Origin of the sequence: Shinella zoogloeoides, assembly GCF_022682305.1 — a bacterium.
In the GTDB taxonomy this organism is placed as follows: domain Bacteria; phylum Pseudomonadota; class Alphaproteobacteria; order Rhizobiales; family Rhizobiaceae; genus Shinella; species Shinella zoogloeoides_B.
The window spans coordinates 22,740-42,309 of sequence record NZ_CP093530.1 but is presented as its reverse complement, the minus strand read 5'-3'; the positions used below and the strand labels follow the sequence as shown (position 1 = coordinate 42,309).

Sequence of the window (19,570 nt, the reverse complement as noted above, 5' to 3'; positions counted from 1 at the left end):
GATGATGGTTGCTCTCCGCCGCTTCCGCGCCACCGGCCCATCCTTCGCGGATCTCGTTCCCTACGCCGGCCTAGTCGACAATGGGGTGCTCCTCCTGAAGGATGGCAGCCTCATGGCCGGCTGGTACTTTGCAGGTCCGGACGCCGAAAGCGCGACGGATCTCGAACGCAACGAGCTGTCGCGCCAGATCAACGCCATCCTGTCGCGGCTCGGCACGGGTTGGATGATCCAGGTCGAGGCCGTTCGCATCCCGACCGTCGACTACCCGTCACAGACCCGCTGCTTCTTCCCGGACCCAGTCACCCGCGCCATCGATGCAGAACGCCGCGCGCATTTCGAGCGGGAGCAAGGGCATTTCGAGAGCCGCCATGCACTCGTGCTGACTTATCGTCCGCTCGAATCGAAGAAGAGCGCGCTTAGCAAATACGTCTATTCGGATGAAGAGAGCCGCAAGAAATCCTATGCGGACACGGTCCTCTTCATCTTCAAGAACGCGATTCGGGAGATCGAGCAATATCTCGGCAACACTCTTTCGATCCGGCGCATGGAGACGCGCGAGACCGTCGAGCGGGGAGGGGAGCGCGTCGCGCGATATGACGAGTTGCTCCAGTTCGTGCGCTTCTGCATCACCGGCGAGAACCATCCGATCCGTCTACCGGATGTGCCGATGTATCTCGACTGGATCGCAACGGCCGAACTTCAACACGGCCTGACCCCGAAAGTCGAAAACACATTCCTCGGCGTCGTCGCGATCGACGGCCTGCCGGCCGAGAGCTGGCCGGGCATCCTCAACAGCCTTGACCTGATGCCGCTGACCTATCGCTGGTCGTCGCGTTTCATTTTCCTCGATGCAGAGGAGGCGCGCCAAAAGCTCGAGCGGACCAGGAAGAAGTGGCAGCAGAAGGTCCGTCCGTTCTTCGACCAGCTATTTCAGACGCAAAGCCGGTCAGTCGACCAGGATGCGCTGACCATGGTGGCCGAGACCGAGGACGCGATCGCACAGGCATCGTCCCAGCTGGTCGCCTATGGCTACTATACGCCGGTCGTGATCCTCTTCGATCATGACCGCGAAGCGCTTCAGGAGAAGGCCGAAGCGATCCGCCGTCTCGTGCAGGCCGAGGGCTTCGGCGCCCGCATCGAGGGCCTTAACGCCACCGACGCCTATCTCGGCAGCCTGCCGGGCAACTGGTTCTGCAATGTCCGCGAGCCGCTGATCAATACCAGCAATCTCGCGGACCTCGTCCCGCTCAACTCGGTCTGGTCCGGAAGCCCGGTGGCGCCTTGCCCGTTCTATCAGGAAGGCTCGCCGCCGTTGATGCAGGTTGCCAGCGGTTCCACACCGTTCCGCCTCAATCTCCATGTCGACGACGTCGGGCACACGCTGATCTTCGGCCCGACCGGCTCCGGCAAGTCAACCTTGCTCGCGCTGATCGCGGCGCAGTTCCGCCGCTACGAGCGCGCGCAAATCTTCGCGTTCGACAAGGGCAATTCACTCTATCCGCTGACGCTTGCCGCCGGGGGCGATCATTACGAGATCGGGGGCGACGCTGAGGAGGGGAGGGCGCTCGCGTTCTGCCCGCTCTCGGACCTCGCGACGGACGGAGACCGGGCCTGGGCAAGCGAGTGGATCGAAACGCTCGTCGCCCTGCAAGGCGTGACGATCACACCGGACCACCGCAATGCGATTTCGCGACAGATCGGGCTGATGGCCAATGCTCCCGGCCGCTCACTCTCCGACTTCGTGTCGGGCGTTCAGATGCGGGAGATCAAGGATGCTCTGCACCACTACACGGTGGACGGACCGATGGGGCAACTCCTCGATGCCGAGCGGGACGGGCTTACGCTCGGTGGGTTCCAGTGCTTCGAGATCGAGCAGCTCATGAATATGGGCGAACGCAGCCTGGTCCCGGTGCTGACTTATCTCTTCCGCCGCATCGAGAAGCGTCTCGATGGTGCGCCGAGCCTTATTGTTCTGGACGAAGCATGGCTGATGCTCGGCCATCCGGTCTTCCGGTCAAAGATCCGCGAATGGCTCAAGGTGCTGCGCAAGGCCAACTGCGCCGTGGTCCTGGCCACGCAGTCGATCTCGGACGCGGAGCGTTCCGGCATCATCGATGTGCTGAAGGAATCCTGCCCAACCAAGATCTGCTTGCCGAACGGCGCGGCGCGCGAGCCGGGCACGCGGGAATTCTACGAGCGGATCGGCTTCAACGAGCGGCAGATCGAAATCGTCTCCACCGCCATCCCGAAGCGCGAATACTACGTCGCCACCCCGGACGGCCGCAGGCTGTTCGATATGTCGCTCGGACCTGTCGCGCTGAGTTTCGTCGGCGCCTCCGGCAAGGATGACCTGAAGCGTATCCGCGCCCTGAAATCCGAGCATGGCCAGGAATGGCCGGCCCATTGGCTTCAATCGAGAGGAGTTTCCGATGCCATCGACGTCCCCAGCAAAACGTAAGCTCGCCCGCGCGCTCGTCGCCGCCGCAATCACCTTCGGCACAGCCACACCGGCGCTTTCCGGCGCGGCCACCGGCGAGGCGACGGAGTTGACCCAGCTCGCCAACAACGCGGAACTGATCAAGCTGCTGGAAAGCTCGGGCGTGCAGGTCGAGAACCAGCTGACGCAGATCAGCCAGCTCGCCGAGCAGATCCAGAACCAGTTGAAGATGTACGACAACATGCTGCAGAACACCGCGCAGCTTCCGGACCACATCTGGGGACAGGTGGAGCAGGATCTAGGACAGCTCCGCGATGTCGTCAGGCAGGGGGAGGGCATCGCCTTCTCGATGGGCAATGCCGACGACGTCCTCCAGCAGCGTTTCAAGAGCTATGCCGACCTGAAGGACAATCTCCCGAACAAGGAAAGCTTCGCCACGGCCTACCAGAACTGGTCCGACACGAACCGCGGCACCATCGCCGGCACGCTCAGTGCTGCCAGCCTGACCGCCGACCAGTTCGACAGCGAGGAAAGCACGATGAAGGAGCTGCGCGGCATGTCCGAGAGCGCCGACGGCCAGATGAAGGCCCTGCAGGTCGGCCATCAGATCGCGGCGCAGCAGGTCGATCAGATGCAGAAGCTGCGTGGCCTCGTTTCCCAGCAGATGACGATGATGGGCACCTGGCTTCAGACCGAGCAGTCCGACAAGGATCTCGCGCAGGTACGACGTGACCGGTTCTTCAACGCCGAGGTCAAGTCCATTCCAGAAGGTCAGAAGATGGAGCCGCGCTGGTGAACCGGTCCCTCGTCATATTCATCGGCTCTGTGGCGGCGGCCGCAGCTCTATCGGTCGCAGCTACGGTTCTCATCCTCAAGACCGGCGACACGAGCAAGCCAGCGATGTCGGAGGAGCAGCGGGCCGCACGCGAAAAATTCTTCGGTTCCGGCAAGGAATTGCCGCCGATCGAAAAAGGGCAGGAGATGCGTCCGCGATGGTGAAAGCCGATCTTGAGCGCACCGCCGTCATCACGGCCCTGTTGTGCTTCGCGCTTGCCGCGCCGGCCTTTGCACAACAGGGCCAGGTGCTGACCGAGCTGGAAAACCAGGTCTCATCGGCTGCAAAGGGGTGGGAGACCACGATCATGGATGCGGCGCGATCCCTGTTCTGGATCTTGGCCGGAATCGAGATTGGCATCGCCGCGGTGTGGCTCGCGATCCAGGCGGCGTCGCTCGACAGCTGGTTTGCCGAACTGGTCCGCCGCATCATGTTCATTGGCTTCTTCGCGTTCGTTCTCGATCAGGGACCGACGTTCGCGCGCGCTGTTGTGGACAGCCTTTTCCAGATTGGCTCCGGCGGTGGCTCGGCCTCGCCGGCGGAAGTGTTCGACGCCGGCATCCGGGTTGCATCGCAGATGTCGCAGCAGGCCCAATTCGGTGTCTTCGAAGACAATGCGCTCGCGATCGCCGCTGTGCTTGCCATGGGCATCGTCGTCATCTGCTTCTCGCTGGTGGCGGCGATCTTCGTCAGCGTCATGGTGGAAATGTATGTCGGCCTGCTCGCCGGCATGATCATGCTGGGTCTTGGCGGGTCATCGTTCACGAAGGACTTCGCCATTCGCTATCTCGTCTACGCCTTCGGGGTCGGGATGAAGCTGATGGCGCTCGTGATGATCTCGCGGATCGGCTCGGAGGTTCTCATCGGATTGGCGCAGGCGCCAACCGCCGAGAGCGATCAGTTCATCACGACGCTCGCGATCGCGGGCATTTCGGTCGTGGTGTTCATCATCGCAATGTACGTGCCGAACATCATGCAGGGCGTCGTGCAGGGCGCCTCGGTGACGGGAGGAATGGAAACCATCCGCCACGGAGGGCAGGCCGCGTCCTTCGCCGCCGGTGCAGGATTCCTCGCAGCCGGTGCGGCTGGCGCAGGCTTTGCGGCGGCCCAGGCCGCCCGCGCCGCAGGCTCGTCCATCGCCGGCGCAGCAGCTCGTGGCGTCGGCGCTGGTATCGGTTCGGGCGCGAAAGCTGCCGGCTCGGCCGCCAAGGAAAAGGCGATTGGTTCGCCTGGCGCCTATGCCGGCTCGATCCTCGGCCTTGCGAACGCCAAGCTCGACGAGAAACGTGGCGGCAGCAGCGGCACAAAACCGTTCCCCGAACGCAACGACAAACCATAAGAAGAAGAGATTGATCGATGGCAGCAGATCGCGCCCCTGAAAACCCTTATCTCGCCGCGCGTCAGGAATGGTCCGAGCGATACGGCTCCTACGTCCAGTCGGCGCGGGCCTGGCGCATCGTCGGCATTCTCGGCCTGACCATGGCCGTGATCGGCTTCAGCTATGCCATGTATCTGAGCACTCAGGTCAAGTTGGTGCCCTATATCGTCGAGGTCGACAAACTCGGCACCTCCGTCACGGTCGGCTTTCCCGAGCAGATCGAATACGCCGATGCCCGCGTCGTGCGCGCGACGCTCGGCAACTTCGTGACCAGCTTCCGATCCATCACGCCGGATGCCGTCGTGCAGAAGCAATATATCGACCGGACCTATGCGCTGCTTCGGACATCCGACCCCTCGACCCAGAAGATCAATTCCTGGTTTCGGGGAAACTCGCCGTTCGAGAAAGCGAAGACCTCGACGGTCGCGATCGAGGTCAACAACATCGTGGCGCTCTCCAACCAGACCTATCAGGTCGACTGGACGGAATATGAGCGCGACCGGAAGGGCAAGGAAACCGGAACACGGCGTTTCCGCGGCATTGCCACGGTCTCGCTAACGGCGCCCCAGGACGAGTCGACCATCCGGCTCAACCCCATCGGTCTCTACGTCCAAGACTTCGACTGGACAGCACAGCTTTAAGGGCAGGGAACATCAAATGCACAGATCAGGATCGATCGCGGCCGCCGGCTGCATGGCCGCACTCGTGTTCGCCTCCGGCGCACTCGCGCAAAACATGACGACGAACGAGGTGAGGGGAACCAACATTTCGGGCAAATGGCGTGGAACGCCCGGTCTCGTCGCCAAGGGCGCGGATGGCAAGGTCATCTTCCTCTACGGGGAAACCCAGCCGTCGGTCGTCTGCTCCCCGCTTCAGGTCTGCGACATCGAATTGCAAGGTGGCGAGATCGTGCGCGACGTCCTTGTGGGCGACACTGTGCGGTGGAAGGTCGAGCCAGCCACCTCGGGCGCAGCTGGGGGACAGGCGATCCACCTGATCGTGAAACCTTCGGAAGCCGGGCTTGTCACGTCGATGGTCATCACGACGTCGCGGCGGACCTATCACATGCAGCTCAAGTCCCATCCGAGCCAGTACATGGCCCGTGTCGGTTTTGAGTATCCGGAGGACGTCTCCACGAAGCTTGCGGACATCAATGCCCGGCTGGAGACGGGCGGCATCCCTGGCACCGCGCCCGACAAGCTGAACTTCTCCTACTCTGTCAGCGGCAGCGCGGCATGGAAGCCGAAGCGGGTCTATTCGGACGGCACGAAGACCTACATCCAGTTCCCCCGTTCGATCGGTGGGCAAGACGCGCCGGTGCTGTTCGTCGTCAGCGGCGGCCAGAACCGGATCGTCAACTACAGAATGAAGAATGACATGATGATCGTCGACTATGCGGTCGACAAGGCGATCCTCGTTTCCGGGGTCGGCTGGCGACAGCAGAAGATCACCATCCGGCGGGGAGGATAACGATGAAGCGATTGCTTCCCCTCATTCTCGCCGCCGGCCTGCTCTCCGCCTGCCAGACGGCCGACGACGGCCTCTCAACCAACTCGGCGCCGGCCGTCATCTCAGGTCCTGCCGCCAGCGCCATCGCCGGCGATATGGCGAGCCGCCTTGCCGAGCAGATCGGGCCGGCCGGAAGCACGACGCTCAAGATGGACAAGGGCACGTCCGAATTCGCCGTCGCGCTCGAGGCGGCGTTGAAAGGCTGGGGTTTCACCGTCGTCACCGACAGCCAGGTCGAGAAGGGCACAAGACCCATCAAACTCGAATACGGGATCGACAGCATGGACGGACAGGTGCTCGCCCGCCTGTCCACGCCGACAGTCGCGCTCGGCCGCGCCTATGCGGCGACTCCGGGCGGCGCCACGCCGGCGAGCCCGCTTTCGATCATGCAGCGGAACTGAGGAGAAGATCATGGTTCAGTCGCTTCAGCTCGGAACGGCCACTCAGGACGACGACCAAAAGGGCATGCGTCGTCTCAATCGGTTGCCGATCGTCGCGGCGATCATCTTCATCGTGCTGTTCATTGGCGTGGTGGTGATCGGCCTCTCCTGGCGCGGCCTGCCTTTCGGGCGCAACAACGATCTCGACAGCGCCTCGAACACATCGGCCTCGACCTATGGCGACAAGCTCAAGCAAGGCGTATCCGACGGGATTATCGGCGAGCCGGAACAGCGCGAGGTTTTCCAGCCGACGCCTGCGGCCGAACGGCAGGCGGAGGAGAAAAGCGTTCCTGCGGAGTTGCCTCGTCGGACCGAACGGGAAGAGCGTCGGCCGAAGCTGGAATCGCGGGAGGAGTGGCTGGCGCGCCTGGAGCGCGAGCAGGAAGAGCAATATATCCGTGAGAAGTATCGCCAGAGTATGGCACGCTTGCAGGCCCGCGCCGGTGCGCTGGACTCGCCGGTGAAGGTCGACATCTCCGATCTCGGACGCACCAGCACCGATACGGCCACAACAAATGGGCAGCGGCTGGCCACTGCGCCGAGCGGCACATCCGACCTCTACGCGGCGGCGATGAAGTCCGGGCTGCTTGGGCAGAACGTCGACCAGAACGGCCAGACTTCGAAGGAAGAATTCTTCAATCAGGACATCAAGGATCTTGGCTATTTGCCCAACCGCGTCGTTCCACAATTCTCGCCCTACGAGCTGAAACGCGGCTCGGTCATACCCGCGACGCTTATCACCGGCCTGAACTCGGACCTACCCGGACGCATCACCGCGCAGGTCAGCCAGAATGTCTATGACAGCGCCACGGGCTACCGGCTTCTCGTTCCGCAGGGCGCCAAGCTGTTCGGGCGCTACGACTCGAAGGTGTCCTTTGGCCAAAGCCGCGTTCTCGTCGTGTGGACCGACCTGATCTTCCCGAACGGCTCAACGCTGCAAATCGGCGGTATGGCCGGCACGGACGCGGAAGGCTATGGCGGGTTCAAGGACAAGGTGGATCGCCACCTCTGGCGGACATTCGGCTCGGCCGCGCTCGTCGCGATCATCGGGACCGGGATCGATATGTCCTTGCCCGAGAGTTCGACGCTCGCGACGCAGGACACCGCGTCAGATGCAGCAAGGCGCAACTTCGCGGAATCCTTCGGCCGCGTGGCGGAGCAGACGATTTCGAAGAACCTCAACGTGCAGCCGACCATCCGCATCCGTCCCGGCTATAAGTTCAACGTCCTCGTCGATCAGGACATTATCTTTCCCGCCGCTTACGCATCGCGATAGTACGGAAACTGCACACATTCCATACAGTTCGTGAGGTTTGCGTAACCTTCAACCCTGCCGCAACGAAAGCGTCATGGAAATGTCTTCTTTTTTCGCCTATCGATTTCTAACGCCCGCAAGTTGTTGTAGCATCCGCTAATCGCGACACGCGCGTACTAGCCGCACCAGCTTTGTTGCGGCGTTTCGAGCGATGGAGGTATCGATTGAATCAGTGGTTCGTGCGGCTCACCGAGCAGATGTCGCTTGCGCATGATGATGCCGCGGTGGCGGATGTCCTCCAGAAGATGACCAGCGATGCGGGTTTCAGCTACTTCGCCTATCTCAACCTGCAGGCGGAGACCCAGACCGCGATCTCGACCTATCCCAAAGAATGGCAGGTACGGTACTTCGAGAAGAAGTTTGCACACATTGATCCGGTGGTGCTCAACGCGAAATCCCGCCCTGAAGCATTTGCCTGGTCGAATACGGTGACGCCGGGAATGACCAAGGAGCGCCGCGCGTTCTACGGCGAGGCGTCGGAGTTCGGTATCCGCTCCGGTATCTCCGTTCCGATCAACACGGGCTTCGGTCGCATGGCGATGCTGACTTTGGCATCGGATGAACCGAATGCAGGGGAGGGGCTCGACTTCAGCCCGGTCATGGCCGCCGCTTCATTTGGCCAGGTGCATTCGCGAATGGAAGTCATGCGCGTGCGCCCGACGCGTGTCACCCGCATTCGGATGAAAGCGAACGAGTTGACCTGCCTTCGCTGGTGCTCGGAGGGTAAGACGGCGAGGGACATCGCCGACATTGAGAACACGACCTATGGCAACGTCCGCTTCTTCATTCGCAATGCGAAAAACGCGCTCGGCGTAACGTCGTTGGCCCAAGCGACGGCTTTAGCCAAGGAACTCGGCCTGATCTAACCTTCAGTGAGGCTTTTTCGTCAGCGTCTCGGGTATGTATCCAAGAATGTCAAGAAGCGTCGAAACGACCGTCTGTTGCGCATGGACGGCGATCATCGCCGAGATAAAGGCACGGTTGGTGTCGACGCCCGCGCCCGACGGTTGCGATTCCAGGATCGTCTCGAGTCGTATCGCCTCGTCGCGCAGACGGCGGTGCTTTTCCAGTTCCTCAATGACGAACTGCTCGATCTCCTGTGGCTCCAAGCCATTCATGAGGCCGATCAGCGGCCGCAGCACTAACTTGTTTCCCGACACGGTATCATCGTCAGACACATCCACCACATTCACCCACAAAATGGCGTCCGCGGTGCGTCCCCGCCAACTATCCCTTGACCCCAGACCGGGGGTTAGAAAACCGAACACAGTCGGCCCCTGAGACCTTTAGCGACGAGCGCCTGGACATGCGTCACAGGCCCCTATGGTGTAGCCGCGCTAACCGCCTCACCCGGCCGAGAAGGCTTTATCATCTCTCACGTAGGCTCATCAAACGGAAGAGAGAACATGAATAGATCATACGATTATTTCGTTGGGCTCGATGTGTCGCAGAGGACGACATCAGTCTGCGTCATCGATGCCGATGGCAAGAAGTTCTGCGAGGGCAAATGTAATTCCCGGCCGGAGGATATCCGAGGCTGGTTGGTCAACCGCGTCGCGGAGGATAAGACGCTGAAGATTGGCCTCGAGGCCGGCAATATGAGCAGTTGGCTCTACAGTGGCCTCGTGAAATTCGGCTTTGATGTCATCTGCATGGAAACATTTCAGGCTCACCGGTTCCTGGCCACTTATCGCAACAAGACCGACAAAAACGATGCCCGCGGTCTGGCGCAGCTCGTTCGTATGGGAGGGGAGGATTTCCTGAAGGTTGTCAGCATCCGCTCCCAGGCTTCGCAAGAGACACGAGTTTTGCTGGCGATGCGCGACCACCTGGTCAGCCAGAAAGTTGGCCTGGAAAACCATATTGCCGGTGTTCTCAAGCCGTTCGGCGTGCTCATCGAGCGTGGGAACGTTACGGCCGACACTTTCTACAAGCGGACCCTCGAAGGCCTAGCCGAGGCCGAGAAGAACGGCGTCCATGTGAGATCATATGTGCTGCCATCACTCAACCTCTACATGGAAGCCGTCGAAGCCATCGCTCCGTTGACCGAGAAAATCCACGCGATTGCCCATAGCATCGAGATGGTCAAACGGTTCATGGACATTCCTGGAATTGGGCCGGTCACAGCTCTTTCCTTCTATGCGGCAGTTGATAATCCCCAGCGCTTCCAGAAATCCTCGGACGTGGCTGCGTACTTTGGGTTGACGCCACGTCAATTCCAATCAGGCGAAACAAACTTCATGGGTGCGATCTCCCGTCGCGGCGATCCGGCAACCCGTCGTGTTCTGGTGATCGCCGCAACCGTCCTGCTTTCCGGCACCCTGGAATGGAACAGTCTGAAGGCCTGGGGCGTGCGGTTGGCAAAGCGCATCGGCTTCTCGAAAGCTCGCATCGCAGTAGCTCGAAAGCTGGCGATGATCATGCACAAGATATGGGTGAACAACGATCGTTTCCGACCAAAGAATTTGAGCGCTCAGGAGCGTATCAAGCTGAAGCAGGAGCTTATCGTCGTCGCCTCGAAATCCGGACGGGTTGCTTCGGCGCCTGTTTGACCGAAACCCCGGTGAGTTCTGAAGCCGGGGGTCTTGCAGCAAGACGGCAGACGGGTGAGCGACGTTTGGTCGGGTGGCTGGTTGGCCGGGATCTTTCCGGACAACGCTGAAGCCGTGGCCCCTATTGGTCCCACCTGTTTGTTCTCATTGAACATCATAATGTAGCCGCCGCAATCGGAAGAAAGCAGCGTGACTACGGAGAGACTGATGATCTTGCGAGCAGGACAACAGACCTGATTTTTGCCATGGCGGAGAGATCCGGCAATGGTCACGTGCGTCCTTCGACAAGCAGCGTGCGAAAGGAAATACCCGCAAAATCAGCGATGTAGCAGAACTGATGGAATAGATTGACACCCGCGCGGCTAGAGACCGGCCAAATAGCCAGAGGATCCGATATCGTTTCGGCCGATATCCGCCGCTGTGTTCGAGGTTTCTAAGCCTCGAGGCGGTACGGTGCCGCCTTGGAGTTTGTAGTACGCATCCGAGGTGGGCCGCCTTGTAGGAATTGCCGGATCTGGCACTGACTGTCCTTATTGACGTCAAAAAGGACAGTGCGGCTATGGATCGAGTTGAGATTGTCGACACGGGTCGGCGTCGTCGATTTAGCAAAGAGATGAAGCTCCAGATTGTCGCCGAGAGCTATTCGGAACCTGGCTTGTGTGCGACGACGGCGCGGCGACATGGAATATCGCGTTCTCAGTTATATGAATGGCGCCGGCTCGCACGAGTGTGGCAACTGGATGTTGGGTCTCCTGTCGGTGGCTTTGTCCCGGCGCTACTTGTGCCAGAGGTAGAGCCAGCAGCAGGGTCATTGCCGAACGCCAGCCGGATGGAGGTTGTCAGCGCGAATGGTCGCCGTGTGATTGTGGACCGCGATGTCGACGTTGAAGCGCTGCTCCGGATCCTGCGCGGACTGGAGGCGCTGCGGTGAATCCGTTTCCGATGGGAACAGGGGTCAAGGTCTGGCTTTCGACGGGGTATACGGACATGCGCTGTGGCTTTCCCTCCCTGGCGCTTCGGGTGCAGGAGGTGCTGAAGCATGATCCGTTGTCAGGGCATCTCTTCGTCTTCAGGGGGCGCAGATCGGATATATTGAAGATCATCTGGCATGATGGTCTGGGCGCCTGCCTTTTTACGCGGCGCCTGGAGAAGGGCCGGTTTATCTGGCCGAATATGGAGGGCGGCGCGGTAGCGATCTCACCGGCGCAATTATCTTATTTGTTGTCCGGGATCGACTGGCGCAATCCGCAGGAAACCTGGCGTCCGACACGGGTCGGATAGCATTATTGCATTGAAAATATTGAGTGAATCTGATCGAATGGCTTCATGACTTCGAAGCCTGTGGATCTTCCTGCGGACCTTGCGAACGCCTATCTGGCGCTGCTTTCCGAGCGCGAGATGTTACAGGCTGAACGCGACGTCGTTGTCGCCGAGCGCGATACCGTCGTCGCCGAGCGGGACATGGCAGTGGCGCAAGCCGCCAATGCGCAGGCCATGCTGTCGGACAGTGAGGCCTTGATTGCCAGTCTGGAACTGGCGATCGAAAAGCTGAAGCGGGAACTGCGCGGCCGGCGATCCGAGCGCACGGCGCGCCTGATCGACCAGATGGAATTGCAGCTCGAAGAACTGGTGATGGCGGCGACGGAAGATGAAGCCGCAGCGCAGGCGGCTGCCGCCAAGACCTCGAGCGTGCGGTCGTTCACGCGCAAACGGCCGGTCCGAAAGCCGTGGCCGGAGGATATCGAGCGTGAGCGCGTGGTGATCGATCCCCCAGTCACCTGTGCATGCTGCGGCGGGTCGCGCCTGTCGAAACTGGGCGAGGACGTCACTGAGACGCTCGAGGAGGTTCCGCGCCGGTTCAAAGTGATCGAGACGGTGCGGGAGAAATTTACCTGCCGAGACTGCGAGGCGATCAGCCAGCCGCCGGCGCCGTTCCATGCCACGCCACGCGGCTTCATCGGTCCTCATCTGCTGGCGACGATCCTCTTTGACAAGTTTGGTATGCATAGCCCCCTCAACCGCCAGAGCACCCGGTTCAAATGTGAGGGCATCGAGCTTTCGACCTCGACGCTGGCCGACCAGGTCGGGTATGGCACAGCCGCGCTCCTGCCGATCTTTGATCTGATCGAGGCGCATGTCTTCGCGGCCGAGCGCCTTTTTGGCGACGACACCACCATTCCCATCCAGGCCAAAGACAAATGCACGACCGGGCGAATATGGACGTACGTGTGCGATGATCGACCCTACGGCGGCGCGGCAGCGCCGGCGGCCATATACTATGCGTCGAGCGACCGCCGCGGCGAGCACCCGCAGAAGCACCTGGCCGAGTATGGCGGTATTCTGCAGAGTGATTGTTACAATGGCTTCGAGCCGCTCAGTGTCGCCGAAAAGAAAGCGGTACCGATCACCTTCGCCTTTTGTCATGCGCACGCGCGGCGCAAATTCTTTGAACTGGCCGACATCCAGAAAAGTGCCCGTAACCGCAAACGCAAAGGAAAGCCGATCTCGCCGATCGCATTGGAGGCCGTCCAACGCTACGACGCGCTGTTCGAGATCGAGCGCCAGATCAATGGATTGAGCGCCGAAGAACGACTGGCCGCGCGGCAGGAAAAGAGCAAGCCGCTGTTCGATGACATGCACGAGTGGCTGAAACGGGAGCGCGCCACGCTCAGCAAATCGTCCGAGGTGATCGAGCCGATCGATTACATGCTGAAGCGCTGGGATGGGTTTGCCCGTTTCCTGGAAGATGGCCGGATTTGTCTCACGAACAATGCCGCCGAGCGCGCGCTGAGAGGAATTGCGCTCGGGCGCCGCAACTGGACCTTCGCCGGTTCCCAGCGTGGGGCCGATCGAGCCGCCATCATGCTCTCCGTGATCACGACTTGCCGTCTCAACGACGTCGACCCAAAAGCGTGGCTCGCCGATGTGTTCGCTCGCATCGCCGATCTTCCCGTCTCCCGCCTGCACGAACTGCTGCCTTGGCAATGGAAGACACACAAAGGGACGGCTATTGCGGCGGCCGCGTAAACAGCTCCCGGAACAACGCTTCCGAACGCTCCAAGCCTTCATCGGTCAGGATCAATGACTTCGACTTGTTGACAGGGTCGCCGATCAAGCCCTTCTTGTGAAGCCGATCCGTCGTTGCCCAGTCGAAGCCCTTCCAGGCACAACGCTCGTTATGCAGCGTCAGCCATAACAGCGCCAAGACGGCATCGTCGATCTTGTCCTCATCGATCTCCATGAACCGACGTTACCACGCGCGGCGCCCAAAATCCCGCGGCCCTCCTCGGATGGATACAGTTTGTATAGAAAATCTGCTCGCCCAGCGCCAGTCCCGTTTCGGGACTGTCTGGTAACATGGTTTCCAACCGATCGGCCGGGACCTCGCTCGTCGATGGGTTGCCGCATCTGTATTTTCGTCGAAAAATGAACTATATGTGGCTGATCCATTTGAGAGAGACGATGCTGCACCTCACACACGACACCGAACAGCTTGCCCGCAAGGTTGCGGCTCGCGCTGGCCGCAGGCCTGAAGACCTCATTCGCGCTGCGCTCGAGCGCGAAGCGAGAGAACTCGGCGTGTACACTGACCAACCAGCACGGCGCCGGATGACCGTTGAACAGATGATGGCTGTGGGAAAAAAGGTATCTTCGCTGCCACTGCTTGATCCGCGCTCTCCGAAAGAAATTCTGGATGATCTGAACGAGCAATGATCGTCGTCGATTCTTCTGCAGTGATCGCCATTCTCGAAAACGAGGATGATGCAATCGTTTTTGCCCGAGCGATCCAACAGGCCGACAATCTTACGATGTCAGCGGTCAATGCGCACGAATGCGCCGTGGTTCTCCGCGGCCGGCGCGGTCCCGAAGGGGAGCAGATCGCATGGACGTTCTTGGCTGACAACGACGTTAGTATCTCGTCATTCGATGAGATCCAGGCCCGTGGAGCATCCGAGGCGTTCGGAAGATACGGAAAGGGTATTGATCCGAGGGCCAGGCTGAATCTAGCTGACTGCGCCGCCTATACGCTTGCAAAAAGCCTGTCAGCGCCTCTGCTGTTCAAAGGGGAAGACTTCATCCATACGGATGTAACCGTCGCCGTTCGATAAAAAGCAAACTGCTGAATCAAGTGGTTCGAGCGGGATTTGCTTGGCGTATAGATACTCTGAATTTCGGTTGGGATGCGGACTGACATGTTTCGGGCGTCTATGCCACGGAGGCTGTCTTTTACCGGGCCAACGAGCTTCGGCGGTGAAACCAATGCCGCGTGTCAACTTTAGGACAGCCAATCGCATGGCAATTAGTGTCTATCCCCATTGCCGAATCCAGCCTTCTGCTGAAGGCGTTCGTAAATAGTGATAAACGTCAGGAGTGCCCCGAGCCAAGCTACCGGGTAGCCCAGTGCTCGGCTGAGTCCTCGCCAAACAAAACTTCGATTATAGTCCTCAACATCAATGTTTCGGGCGTTCCGCTCGACATTGCGCGATTGTCGTGCCTGCAGTTCCGCGATTGTTCCGGCCGGCATACCGCCGGAATTGCTCATGAAATCATCGAAATTGTCGTACTGCTGAACGGTAAAATTCGGTTCATAGTCTTCATACTGCTTTGGAGAAAACAAGACGATCTCGAAAATCAGTACATAGAGAATCCAGACAACAGAGCCGGCGATCGAAAGCATCCAAAACTGCCTCTCCACCTTGCTCCAAGACTGCGAACCATACAGCATCTTCTCCATGCCATTATCCTCAGAAAGCCTTTCGCTCTAGGGTGCAATACCATCAGGATTACGATGCCGCTTCAAGGGCAACTGTGTTTGAACTTATAGCCTGATCGGCCGGTTGCTCCGGATCATGGCGTTGAGGATGACGAGGAGTTGTCGTCCAGCAGCGATGAGGATGGTTTTGGGGGCCTTGCCGGCGGCACGCATTCGATCCCGCATGGCAATGAGGGTAGGGACGCGCCGGGTTGCGGTTAGGGCTGCAATGTACAGAGCCTCGCGAACCTTTCTCCGCCCACCCCAGATGCGCCTTGTGCCCTTCCATGTTCCGCTTTCACGCGCATGCGGCGCGAGTCCTGCAAGAGAGGCGATACGTCTTCGATCGAGAGTGCCGAGTTCGGGCAATTCTCCAAGCAGGGTTGCCAGCACGGTGGGGCCGATACCGGGCACAGCAGACAGGAGATGGGCCTGCGCCGCAAGGTCACGGCTTTCGCCGATGATGGCCGCGATCTGCTTGTCCAGTTTCTCGATCCTGCGGTCGAAGATGGCGATCATGCTGTCGATGTCGTGAAGCAATTCCGGTTGCCCGGCGCTATGCCGGCGCAGCTTCTCGGCCTTTCGGGCTTCGACCAACTGCTTGCGTCGCCTGAGGAAATCGGCGAGCCGTTTCCTTTGTGGCTCCTGCGGCTTGGTGATGGTCAGGGGAAGGCGCTGCCCCATCTGGGCCAGCACCCTGGCATCGACCTTGTCGGTCTTGGCAAGCACGCCGAGCGCGCGGGCGAACTCGCGTGCCTGCCGTGGGTTGACGCGGGCATAGGTGACGCCGTGCTCCGCAAGGACTTGCATGAGGACAGCATCGCATCCGCTGGTGGCCTCGAAGACGACAAGAGCGGAGGTCTCAAGCGTTACGATCCATTGCGTGATGCCGGACTTGGTGTTCTCGATCCTCGACGTCCTGCGCCCGGCATTGATGCAGACGTCGATGAAGGCGCGGGAAAGATCGCAGCCGACGATGATCTGTGGCATGGTAAAGCTCCTGTCCATGTCGTGCGGGCTCGTGGCAGGCCCAAGCAACTGTTCAGGTTGACGACCAAGCGAAGGGGACCCTTGCTCTCAGACGGGATGGGACCCATGGGGGGGACGGGTTCCCCTCCGCTCAAACACAATGCCACATCTCAAACAGACAGGGGGGGGGGCGGCACGCACAAATCAATACCTGCTTTTAAAGAGGTAGACTGGAGCAGGATCGGGCGACGCAAATCTGAAGTCAGCTTTTCCCGCATTGACACCCGAAGCCTGCCTGTCCAGTTCCAACCCAACCCGACGTGAGGTTTCGAGTGGTGACATGCGCACATCGAACGGCGACAATGAAGGTCGCACGCTGCCCGGCCACTTCGAGGCGGGTAACCGACCGTCTGCTTTCGGGCGGCTTTTTGCGAAAGCGGACTATTGATCTGGCATGATGGGTCAGGAGTGGGCGGCTAACTGTAGGCTGCGAGCTATCGAAATCCGGTCAGGTCAATCATTCGCCTCCTTTTCGGCGTTTTCGGGCGTCTCCAATTTCATCAGCCCGCTGTCGATCAGGATCTTCTTCGCGATCACTAACAGCTTCAACTCGTCCTCATGAAACTCCTCGCCTGTGAGGCCACGGTGAACCTCGTCGGCCAGTTGGGCGATCATGGTGATGTAGCTTACGTGCAGCGCGTAGAGATTCTGCGAAAGGTCCTTGTGGTAGATGGGCAGTAGAGATGGTCCTCGTTTTTCGCCCATCTCCATAATCACGATGTCCTTTAGGAGCTGCGCCTGTGATACGTGGGCCGCGCCGCTCAGGTCGCCGTAGACCTGCCCCATGTTCTTGAGGACGCCGATCGTCGCGAATGGTGTTTTAGCGTCCTTGCGGCGCCCAGCAGAATACTCCTCCACGGCGGCAACGATTTCATGCTCCTGACGCAGCAACGTCGCTGCCTGCGGATAGAGACCCTCGACGATGGCGGTCTCAACGAATTGGATGCCCTGCACGAAATGGGCGATCAATGTCATTTGGCCGTGGATGTCTACCCTGTCCTCAGGGATGGACTTACCAGCAATGCGGGACAGGAAGTTCACCAACGCACTGATCGCCGAAGCGTGCGCCTGACTTATATCGGGGAAGAGCTTCTCGGCCTTGAACTTCTTGCGGTTTTTCTCGCACTGCTCCATGACCATGCCGCCATAGATGGTCACGGGACCCAGCGTCTTCTCGCCAATGTTTCCCATCTTCGCCATCCAGTCGCTGCCGAATTTCCAGTCGCTCATAGCTGCTCCTTTTCGATAGAGCCTAGCCCACTGCGCCGACGTTCGGCACGCATGCCATTCGCAACCGACTCACGTGTCCGGCCTCGGCCCAAACCACAGATACTCATTCATCGACTTCCTCAAGTTACGCTCTATAACAAGGCGGCCTCTCGACGCTATCGATACCGACAGCTATATCTGGGGAATGGTTCCGCATCCGTCACTCAGCGCACCGAAGATAAGGCCCGATCTCATTCGGCCCGTCGAGACGATGGGCCCTTACGATTTATGCTGGTGCCGCTCGGGAAAGAAATACAAGTGGTGCCATTTTCGGCGCGAACAGCAGAAGCCGATCAACATCTTTGAAATCGAAGCAGGAATGATCGCCGAGTTCCGCGACGGCTACTGCTCTCATCCAGATCCCGTGGCTGATCCTTGCAGCGCGACGATGACCAAGGCCCATACCGTGCAGAAGAAAGGCGGCCTCGCCGCGATCGCCGAAGTAGGCCACGTCCTCACCGTGAAGCCTACGATGAAGGAGATGATCGAAACCGAAGGCAACCCACAGCCGCGCAAAATCGGCGTCAACAACGCATCGGTCTTTCCCGGCTTCTGCAGCCGGCACGACACGACGCTCTTTAAGCCGATCGAGGGCAAGTCGCTGGCCCTAACTAAGGACACCGCCTTCCTCTTTTCTTACCGCGCCATAGCCTATGAGCGCTTTGCGAAGGAAGCGCAGCTCCGAAGCACTGACATCCAGCGCGAGGCTGACCGCGGCCATCCATTCTGGAAACAGGCCGCGATTCAAATGCACCTGGCGACTGTCATCGCCGGGATCAGGATTGGCATGCGTGATATGGACCTTTGGAAAGATCAGTTCGACGCACGCCTGCTGTCCGGCGCGCGCGATGACTTCCACTTCGTTGCCGTTCGTTTCGACCAGGTTCTACCTGTCGTCGCGTGTGGCGCCCTTCATCCGGAATTTGACTTCCAGGGCAAACCACTCCAACAGCTCGGCCGGGACGGCGTAGACTTCGACCATATCACGCTGACGGTGACCACGTTCGAGGCGCAGACGATCCTAGTGTTCGGCTGGATCGGTTCCGAGGACGGTCCGGCCAAGGCACTTGCCGAGTCGTTTGTTGCGCTCGACGATACTCGGAAGGCCGATGCATTGGTTCGGCTCTTGTTCATCCACACGGACAATCTTTTTCTTCGGCCGAGTTGGTGGGAGGCGCTGCCTGAGACCGATAGGCGGACGTTAAACGAAATGACGCGGAGCGGCACGACCATGCGGATGCGTACCGGCGACGAGATGGCCAATGACGCGACTTCGTTGCTCTCCGCATTGGTTATTGAGGTCGTCAGCGGCTGACCCGCTTTTACAGAAAGCCATAGCCGTTGGCAGCGGCAGCTTTTGGAGCCGCGGCGACGGCTGGTAAATGTCCCCACAGGTGTCGAAATCAGCCGCCGTTGATCCGCGACAGATCTACCCGAATTCCAGCGTTCCCGGTATCCGCCTCGTCCGCTGGCGCGCTCGGCGTTGCGCCCTCAAGCGAGTCATCCTCATCGCCGTCCTGTTGAGGTCCACTTGTCTGATGTTCCTCGTCCTGCTTACTCTCGGCCGGCATATTCCAGCTCGTCCCTGGCTCCTCCGCCTGAAACACGCTCACTCCCTCGAATTCCCCGGTCTTCCAAGAGAAGACGGCATCCTCGAATATCTGGGGGAGCACGTCCTTGCTGGTCGGGTTTCCATACCATTTCGCAACAATCCGCAGGATCTTGGCGAACATCTTCGTGCCCATGCGCAGGTTTTCGCAGGCGTCAACGACATCTGGCTTCAGCTCGGCGGCATCCTTCACGCCGACACCTGCAGGGAACTGCGTCAGCCCCACACGAACGACAGCCCGGCCGACATGCTCGCGGACGATCGCCATGGCTTCGTCCGGCGTCGTCGGCTTCGGCACGAGAATGAGCCTCCCGCCCGACTTCACGGTGATGGCGAGCGGATCGGGCGCTCCGGCGGTCTCGACGAATTGCCGGACGATCGCAGGTGTCAGGGAAGGATCGGCGCATTTTTCGATCAGGGCAGCATCCAGCATGGAGGGCTCCA

The 19,570-nt window shown here is 60.0% G+C and carries 22 protein-coding genes; 16 read left to right on the top strand and 6 right to left on the bottom strand.

Annotated features, from left to right (window positions below):
• Nucleotides 1-4 precede the first annotated feature (4 nt).
• The 9 genes from MOE34_RS23610 (at nucleotide 5) to MOE34_RS23570 (ending at nucleotide 8,780) form a co-directional block, all read left to right on the top strand.
• Nucleotides 5-2,458 (top strand): conjugal transfer protein TrbE, encoded by a 2,454-nt coding sequence (locus MOE34_RS23610; RefSeq protein WP_064334782.1) that lies wholly within the window; start codon nucleotides 5-7, stop codon nucleotides 2,456-2,458.
• On the top strand, nucleotides 2,430-3,233 hold the full coding sequence (gene trbJ / locus MOE34_RS23605) for a P-type conjugative transfer protein TrbJ (RefSeq protein WP_064334781.1): 804 nt from the start codon (nucleotides 2,430-2,432) through the stop codon (nucleotides 3,231-3,233). Before MOE34_RS23610 ends, trbJ begins: the two co-directional genes overlap by 29 nt.
• Nucleotides 3,230-3,436: an entry exclusion protein TrbK gene (gene trbK / locus MOE34_RS23600; protein WP_064334780.1), complete on the top strand. Its 207-nt coding sequence runs from the start codon at nucleotides 3,230-3,232 to the stop codon at nucleotides 3,434-3,436. Before trbJ ends, trbK begins: the two co-directional genes overlap by 4 nt.
• Complete coding sequence (gene trbL / locus MOE34_RS23595; protein WP_064334779.1) at nucleotides 3,430-4,611, top strand: P-type conjugative transfer protein TrbL; 1,182 nt, start codon at nucleotides 3,430-3,432, stop codon at nucleotides 4,609-4,611. Before trbK ends, trbL begins: the two co-directional genes overlap by 7 nt.
• 17 nt (nucleotides 4,612-4,628) lie before the next feature.
• The gene (locus MOE34_RS23590; RefSeq protein WP_064334778.1) at nucleotides 4,629-5,291 is read left to right on the top strand and encodes a conjugal transfer protein TrbF; all 663 of its coding nucleotides are present in this window, start codon (nucleotides 4,629-4,631) and stop codon (nucleotides 5,289-5,291) included.
• Between the two features lie 16 nt (nucleotides 5,292-5,307).
• Nucleotides 5,308-6,120: a P-type conjugative transfer protein TrbG gene (trbG, locus tag MOE34_RS23585; RefSeq protein WP_064334777.1), complete on the top strand. Its 813-nt coding sequence runs from the start codon at nucleotides 5,308-5,310 to the stop codon at nucleotides 6,118-6,120.
• Nucleotides 6,121-6,122: 2 nt separating this feature from the next.
• Entirely contained in the window at nucleotides 6,123-6,560 is a 438-nt protein-coding gene (gene trbH, locus MOE34_RS23580) for a conjugal transfer protein TrbH (RefSeq protein ID WP_064334776.1), read from the top strand.
• A gap of 10 nt (nucleotides 6,561-6,570) precedes the next feature.
• Nucleotides 6,571-7,875 (top strand): IncP-type conjugal transfer protein TrbI, encoded by a 1,305-nt coding sequence (gene trbI, locus MOE34_RS23575; RefSeq protein ID WP_064334775.1) that lies wholly within the window; start codon nucleotides 6,571-6,573, stop codon nucleotides 7,873-7,875.
• A gap of 203 nt (nucleotides 7,876-8,078) precedes the next feature.
• Nucleotides 8,079-8,780 carry an autoinducer binding domain-containing protein gene (locus MOE34_RS23570; protein WP_084438747.1) on the top strand — a complete coding sequence of 234 codons (702 nt, stop codon included), beginning with the start codon at nucleotides 8,079-8,081 and terminating at the stop codon, nucleotides 8,778-8,780.
• A 3-nt stretch (nucleotides 8,781-8,783) separates the two neighbouring features.
• On the opposite strand, the gene MOE34_RS23565 is transcribed toward MOE34_RS23570, so the two are convergent.
• Nucleotides 8,784-9,098 (bottom strand): transcriptional repressor TraM, encoded by a 315-nt coding sequence (locus tag MOE34_RS23565; RefSeq protein ID WP_145926151.1) that lies wholly within the window; start codon nucleotides 9,096-9,098, stop codon nucleotides 8,784-8,786.
• Nucleotides 9,099-9,320: 222 nt separating this feature from the next.
• Here MOE34_RS23565 and MOE34_RS23560 point away from each other — a divergent pair, with 222 nt between their 5' ends.
• The 4 genes from MOE34_RS23560 to tnpC all read left to right on the top strand — a co-directional run bounded on the left by MOE34_RS23560 (nucleotide 9,321) and on the right by tnpC (nucleotide 13,493).
• Nucleotides 9,321-10,466, top strand: coding sequence for an IS110 family transposase (locus MOE34_RS23560; RefSeq protein ID WP_064334957.1), 1,146 nt, complete (start codon nucleotides 9,321-9,323; stop codon nucleotides 10,464-10,466).
• Between the two features lie 559 nt (nucleotides 10,467-11,025).
• Nucleotides 11,026-11,397, top strand: coding sequence for an IS66-like element accessory protein TnpA (gene tnpA / locus MOE34_RS23555; RefSeq protein WP_242220772.1), 372 nt, complete (start codon nucleotides 11,026-11,028; stop codon nucleotides 11,395-11,397).
• An 11-nt stretch (nucleotides 11,398-11,408) separates the two neighbouring features.
• Complete coding sequence (tnpB, locus tag MOE34_RS23550) at nucleotides 11,409-11,747, top strand: IS66 family insertion sequence element accessory protein TnpB (RefSeq protein ID WP_080579326.1); 339 nt, start codon at nucleotides 11,409-11,411, stop codon at nucleotides 11,745-11,747.
• Between the two features lie 45 nt (nucleotides 11,748-11,792).
• Nucleotides 11,793-13,493: an IS66 family transposase gene (gene tnpC, locus MOE34_RS23545; RefSeq protein WP_242218822.1), complete on the top strand. Its 1,701-nt coding sequence runs from the start codon at nucleotides 11,793-11,795 to the stop codon at nucleotides 13,491-13,493.
• Here the strand turns inward: tnpC and MOE34_RS23540 are convergent.
• Nucleotides 13,474-13,707: a DUF6429 family protein gene (locus MOE34_RS23540; RefSeq protein WP_108523402.1), complete on the bottom strand. Its 234-nt coding sequence runs from the start codon at nucleotides 13,705-13,707 to the stop codon at nucleotides 13,474-13,476. The two genes, tnpC and MOE34_RS23540, sit on opposite strands and share 20 nt — an antisense overlap.
• A 116-nt stretch (nucleotides 13,708-13,823) precedes the next feature.
• Between MOE34_RS23540 and MOE34_RS23535 the strand changes: the two genes are divergently transcribed.
• Nucleotides 13,824-14,180, top strand: coding sequence for a type II toxin-antitoxin system VapB family antitoxin (locus tag MOE34_RS23535; RefSeq protein ID WP_242224990.1), 357 nt, complete (start codon nucleotides 13,824-13,826; stop codon nucleotides 14,178-14,180).
• Entirely contained in the window at nucleotides 14,177-14,575 is a 399-nt protein-coding gene (locus MOE34_RS23530; protein ID WP_064334773.1) for a type II toxin-antitoxin system VapC family toxin, read from the top strand. The genes MOE34_RS23535 and MOE34_RS23530 overlap by 4 nt, the downstream gene beginning before the upstream one ends.
• A gap of 191 nt (nucleotides 14,576-14,766) precedes the next feature.
• Here the strand turns inward: MOE34_RS23530 and MOE34_RS23525 are convergent, their stop codons facing one another.
• The 3 genes from MOE34_RS23525 to MOE34_RS23515 all read right to left on the bottom strand — a co-directional run bounded on the left by MOE34_RS23525 (nucleotide 14,767) and on the right by MOE34_RS23515 (nucleotide 17,478).
• On the bottom strand, nucleotides 14,767-15,201 hold the full coding sequence (locus tag MOE34_RS23525; RefSeq protein WP_064334772.1) for a hypothetical protein: 435 nt from the start codon (nucleotides 15,199-15,201) through the stop codon (nucleotides 14,767-14,769).
• 84 nt (nucleotides 15,202-15,285) lie between these two features.
• Nucleotides 15,286-16,209 (bottom strand): IS110 family transposase, encoded by a 924-nt coding sequence (locus tag MOE34_RS23520; protein ID WP_168168934.1) that lies wholly within the window; start codon nucleotides 16,207-16,209, stop codon nucleotides 15,286-15,288.
• A 492-nt stretch (nucleotides 16,210-16,701) separates the two neighbouring features.
• On the bottom strand, nucleotides 16,702-17,478 hold the full coding sequence (locus MOE34_RS23515) for a hypothetical protein (protein ID WP_242224988.1): 777 nt from the start codon (nucleotides 17,476-17,478) through the stop codon (nucleotides 16,702-16,704).
• 184 nt (nucleotides 17,479-17,662) lie between these two features.
• Here MOE34_RS23515 and MOE34_RS23510 point away from each other — a divergent pair, with 184 nt between their 5' ends.
• The gene (locus tag MOE34_RS23510) at nucleotides 17,663-18,832 is read left to right on the top strand and encodes an SEC-C domain-containing protein (RefSeq protein WP_242224985.1); all 1,170 of its coding nucleotides are present in this window, start codon (nucleotides 17,663-17,665) and stop codon (nucleotides 18,830-18,832) included.
• 88 nt (nucleotides 18,833-18,920) lie between these two features.
• Here the strand turns inward: MOE34_RS23510 and MOE34_RS23505 are convergent, their stop codons facing one another.
• On the bottom strand, nucleotides 18,921-19,559 hold the full coding sequence (locus tag MOE34_RS23505; RefSeq protein WP_064334771.1) for a TraH family protein: 639 nt from the start codon (nucleotides 19,557-19,559) through the stop codon (nucleotides 18,921-18,923).
• Between the last annotated feature and the right edge of the window lie 11 nt (nucleotides 19,560-19,570).

Coding starts and splice junctions, on each gene's coding strand:
- MOE34_RS23610 (WP_064334782.1), top strand. CDS start 5: ATGGTTGCTCTCCGCCGCTTCCGCGCCACCGGCCCATCCTTCGCGGAT.
- trbJ (WP_064334781.1), top strand. CDS start 2,430: ATGCCATCGACGTCCCCAGCAAAACGTAAGCTCGCCCGCGCGCTCGTC.
- trbL (WP_064334779.1), top strand. CDS start 3,430: ATGGTGAAAGCCGATCTTGAGCGCACCGCCGTCATCACGGCCCTGTTG.
- MOE34_RS23590 (WP_064334778.1), top strand. CDS start 4,629: ATGGCAGCAGATCGCGCCCCTGAAAACCCTTATCTCGCCGCGCGTCAG.
- trbG (WP_064334777.1), top strand. CDS start 5,308: ATGCACAGATCAGGATCGATCGCGGCCGCCGGCTGCATGGCCGCACTC.
- trbH (WP_064334776.1), top strand. CDS start 6,123: ATGAAGCGATTGCTTCCCCTCATTCTCGCCGCCGGCCTGCTCTCCGCC.
- trbI (WP_064334775.1), top strand. CDS start 6,571: ATGGTTCAGTCGCTTCAGCTCGGAACGGCCACTCAGGACGACGACCAA.
- MOE34_RS23560 (WP_064334957.1), top strand. CDS start 9,321: ATGAATAGATCATACGATTATTTCGTTGGGCTCGATGTGTCGCAGAGG.
- tnpA (WP_242220772.1), top strand. CDS start 11,026: ATGGATCGAGTTGAGATTGTCGACACGGGTCGGCGTCGTCGATTTAGC.
- tnpB (WP_080579326.1), top strand. CDS start 11,409: ATGGGAACAGGGGTCAAGGTCTGGCTTTCGACGGGGTATACGGACATG.
- tnpC (WP_242218822.1), top strand. CDS start 11,793: ATGACTTCGAAGCCTGTGGATCTTCCTGCGGACCTTGCGAACGCCTAT.
- MOE34_RS23540 (WP_108523402.1), bottom strand. CDS start 13,707: ATGGAGATCGATGAGGACAAGATCGACGATGCCGTCTTGGCGCTGTTA.
- MOE34_RS23535 (WP_242224990.1), top strand. CDS start 13,824: ATGGTTTCCAACCGATCGGCCGGGACCTCGCTCGTCGATGGGTTGCCG.
- MOE34_RS23530 (WP_064334773.1), top strand. CDS start 14,177: ATGATCGTCGTCGATTCTTCTGCAGTGATCGCCATTCTCGAAAACGAG.
- MOE34_RS23525 (WP_064334772.1), bottom strand. CDS start 15,201: ATGGAGAAGATGCTGTATGGTTCGCAGTCTTGGAGCAAGGTGGAGAGG.
- MOE34_RS23520 (WP_168168934.1), bottom strand. CDS start 16,209: ATGCCACAGATCATCGTCGGCTGCGATCTTTCCCGCGCCTTCATCGAC.
- MOE34_RS23515 (WP_242224988.1), bottom strand. CDS start 17,478: ATGAGCGACTGGAAATTCGGCAGCGACTGGATGGCGAAGATGGGAAAC.
- MOE34_RS23510 (WP_242224985.1), top strand. CDS start 17,663: ATGGTTCCGCATCCGTCACTCAGCGCACCGAAGATAAGGCCCGATCTC.
- MOE34_RS23505 (WP_064334771.1), bottom strand. CDS start 19,559: ATGCTGGATGCTGCCCTGATCGAAAAATGCGCCGATCCTTCCCTGACA.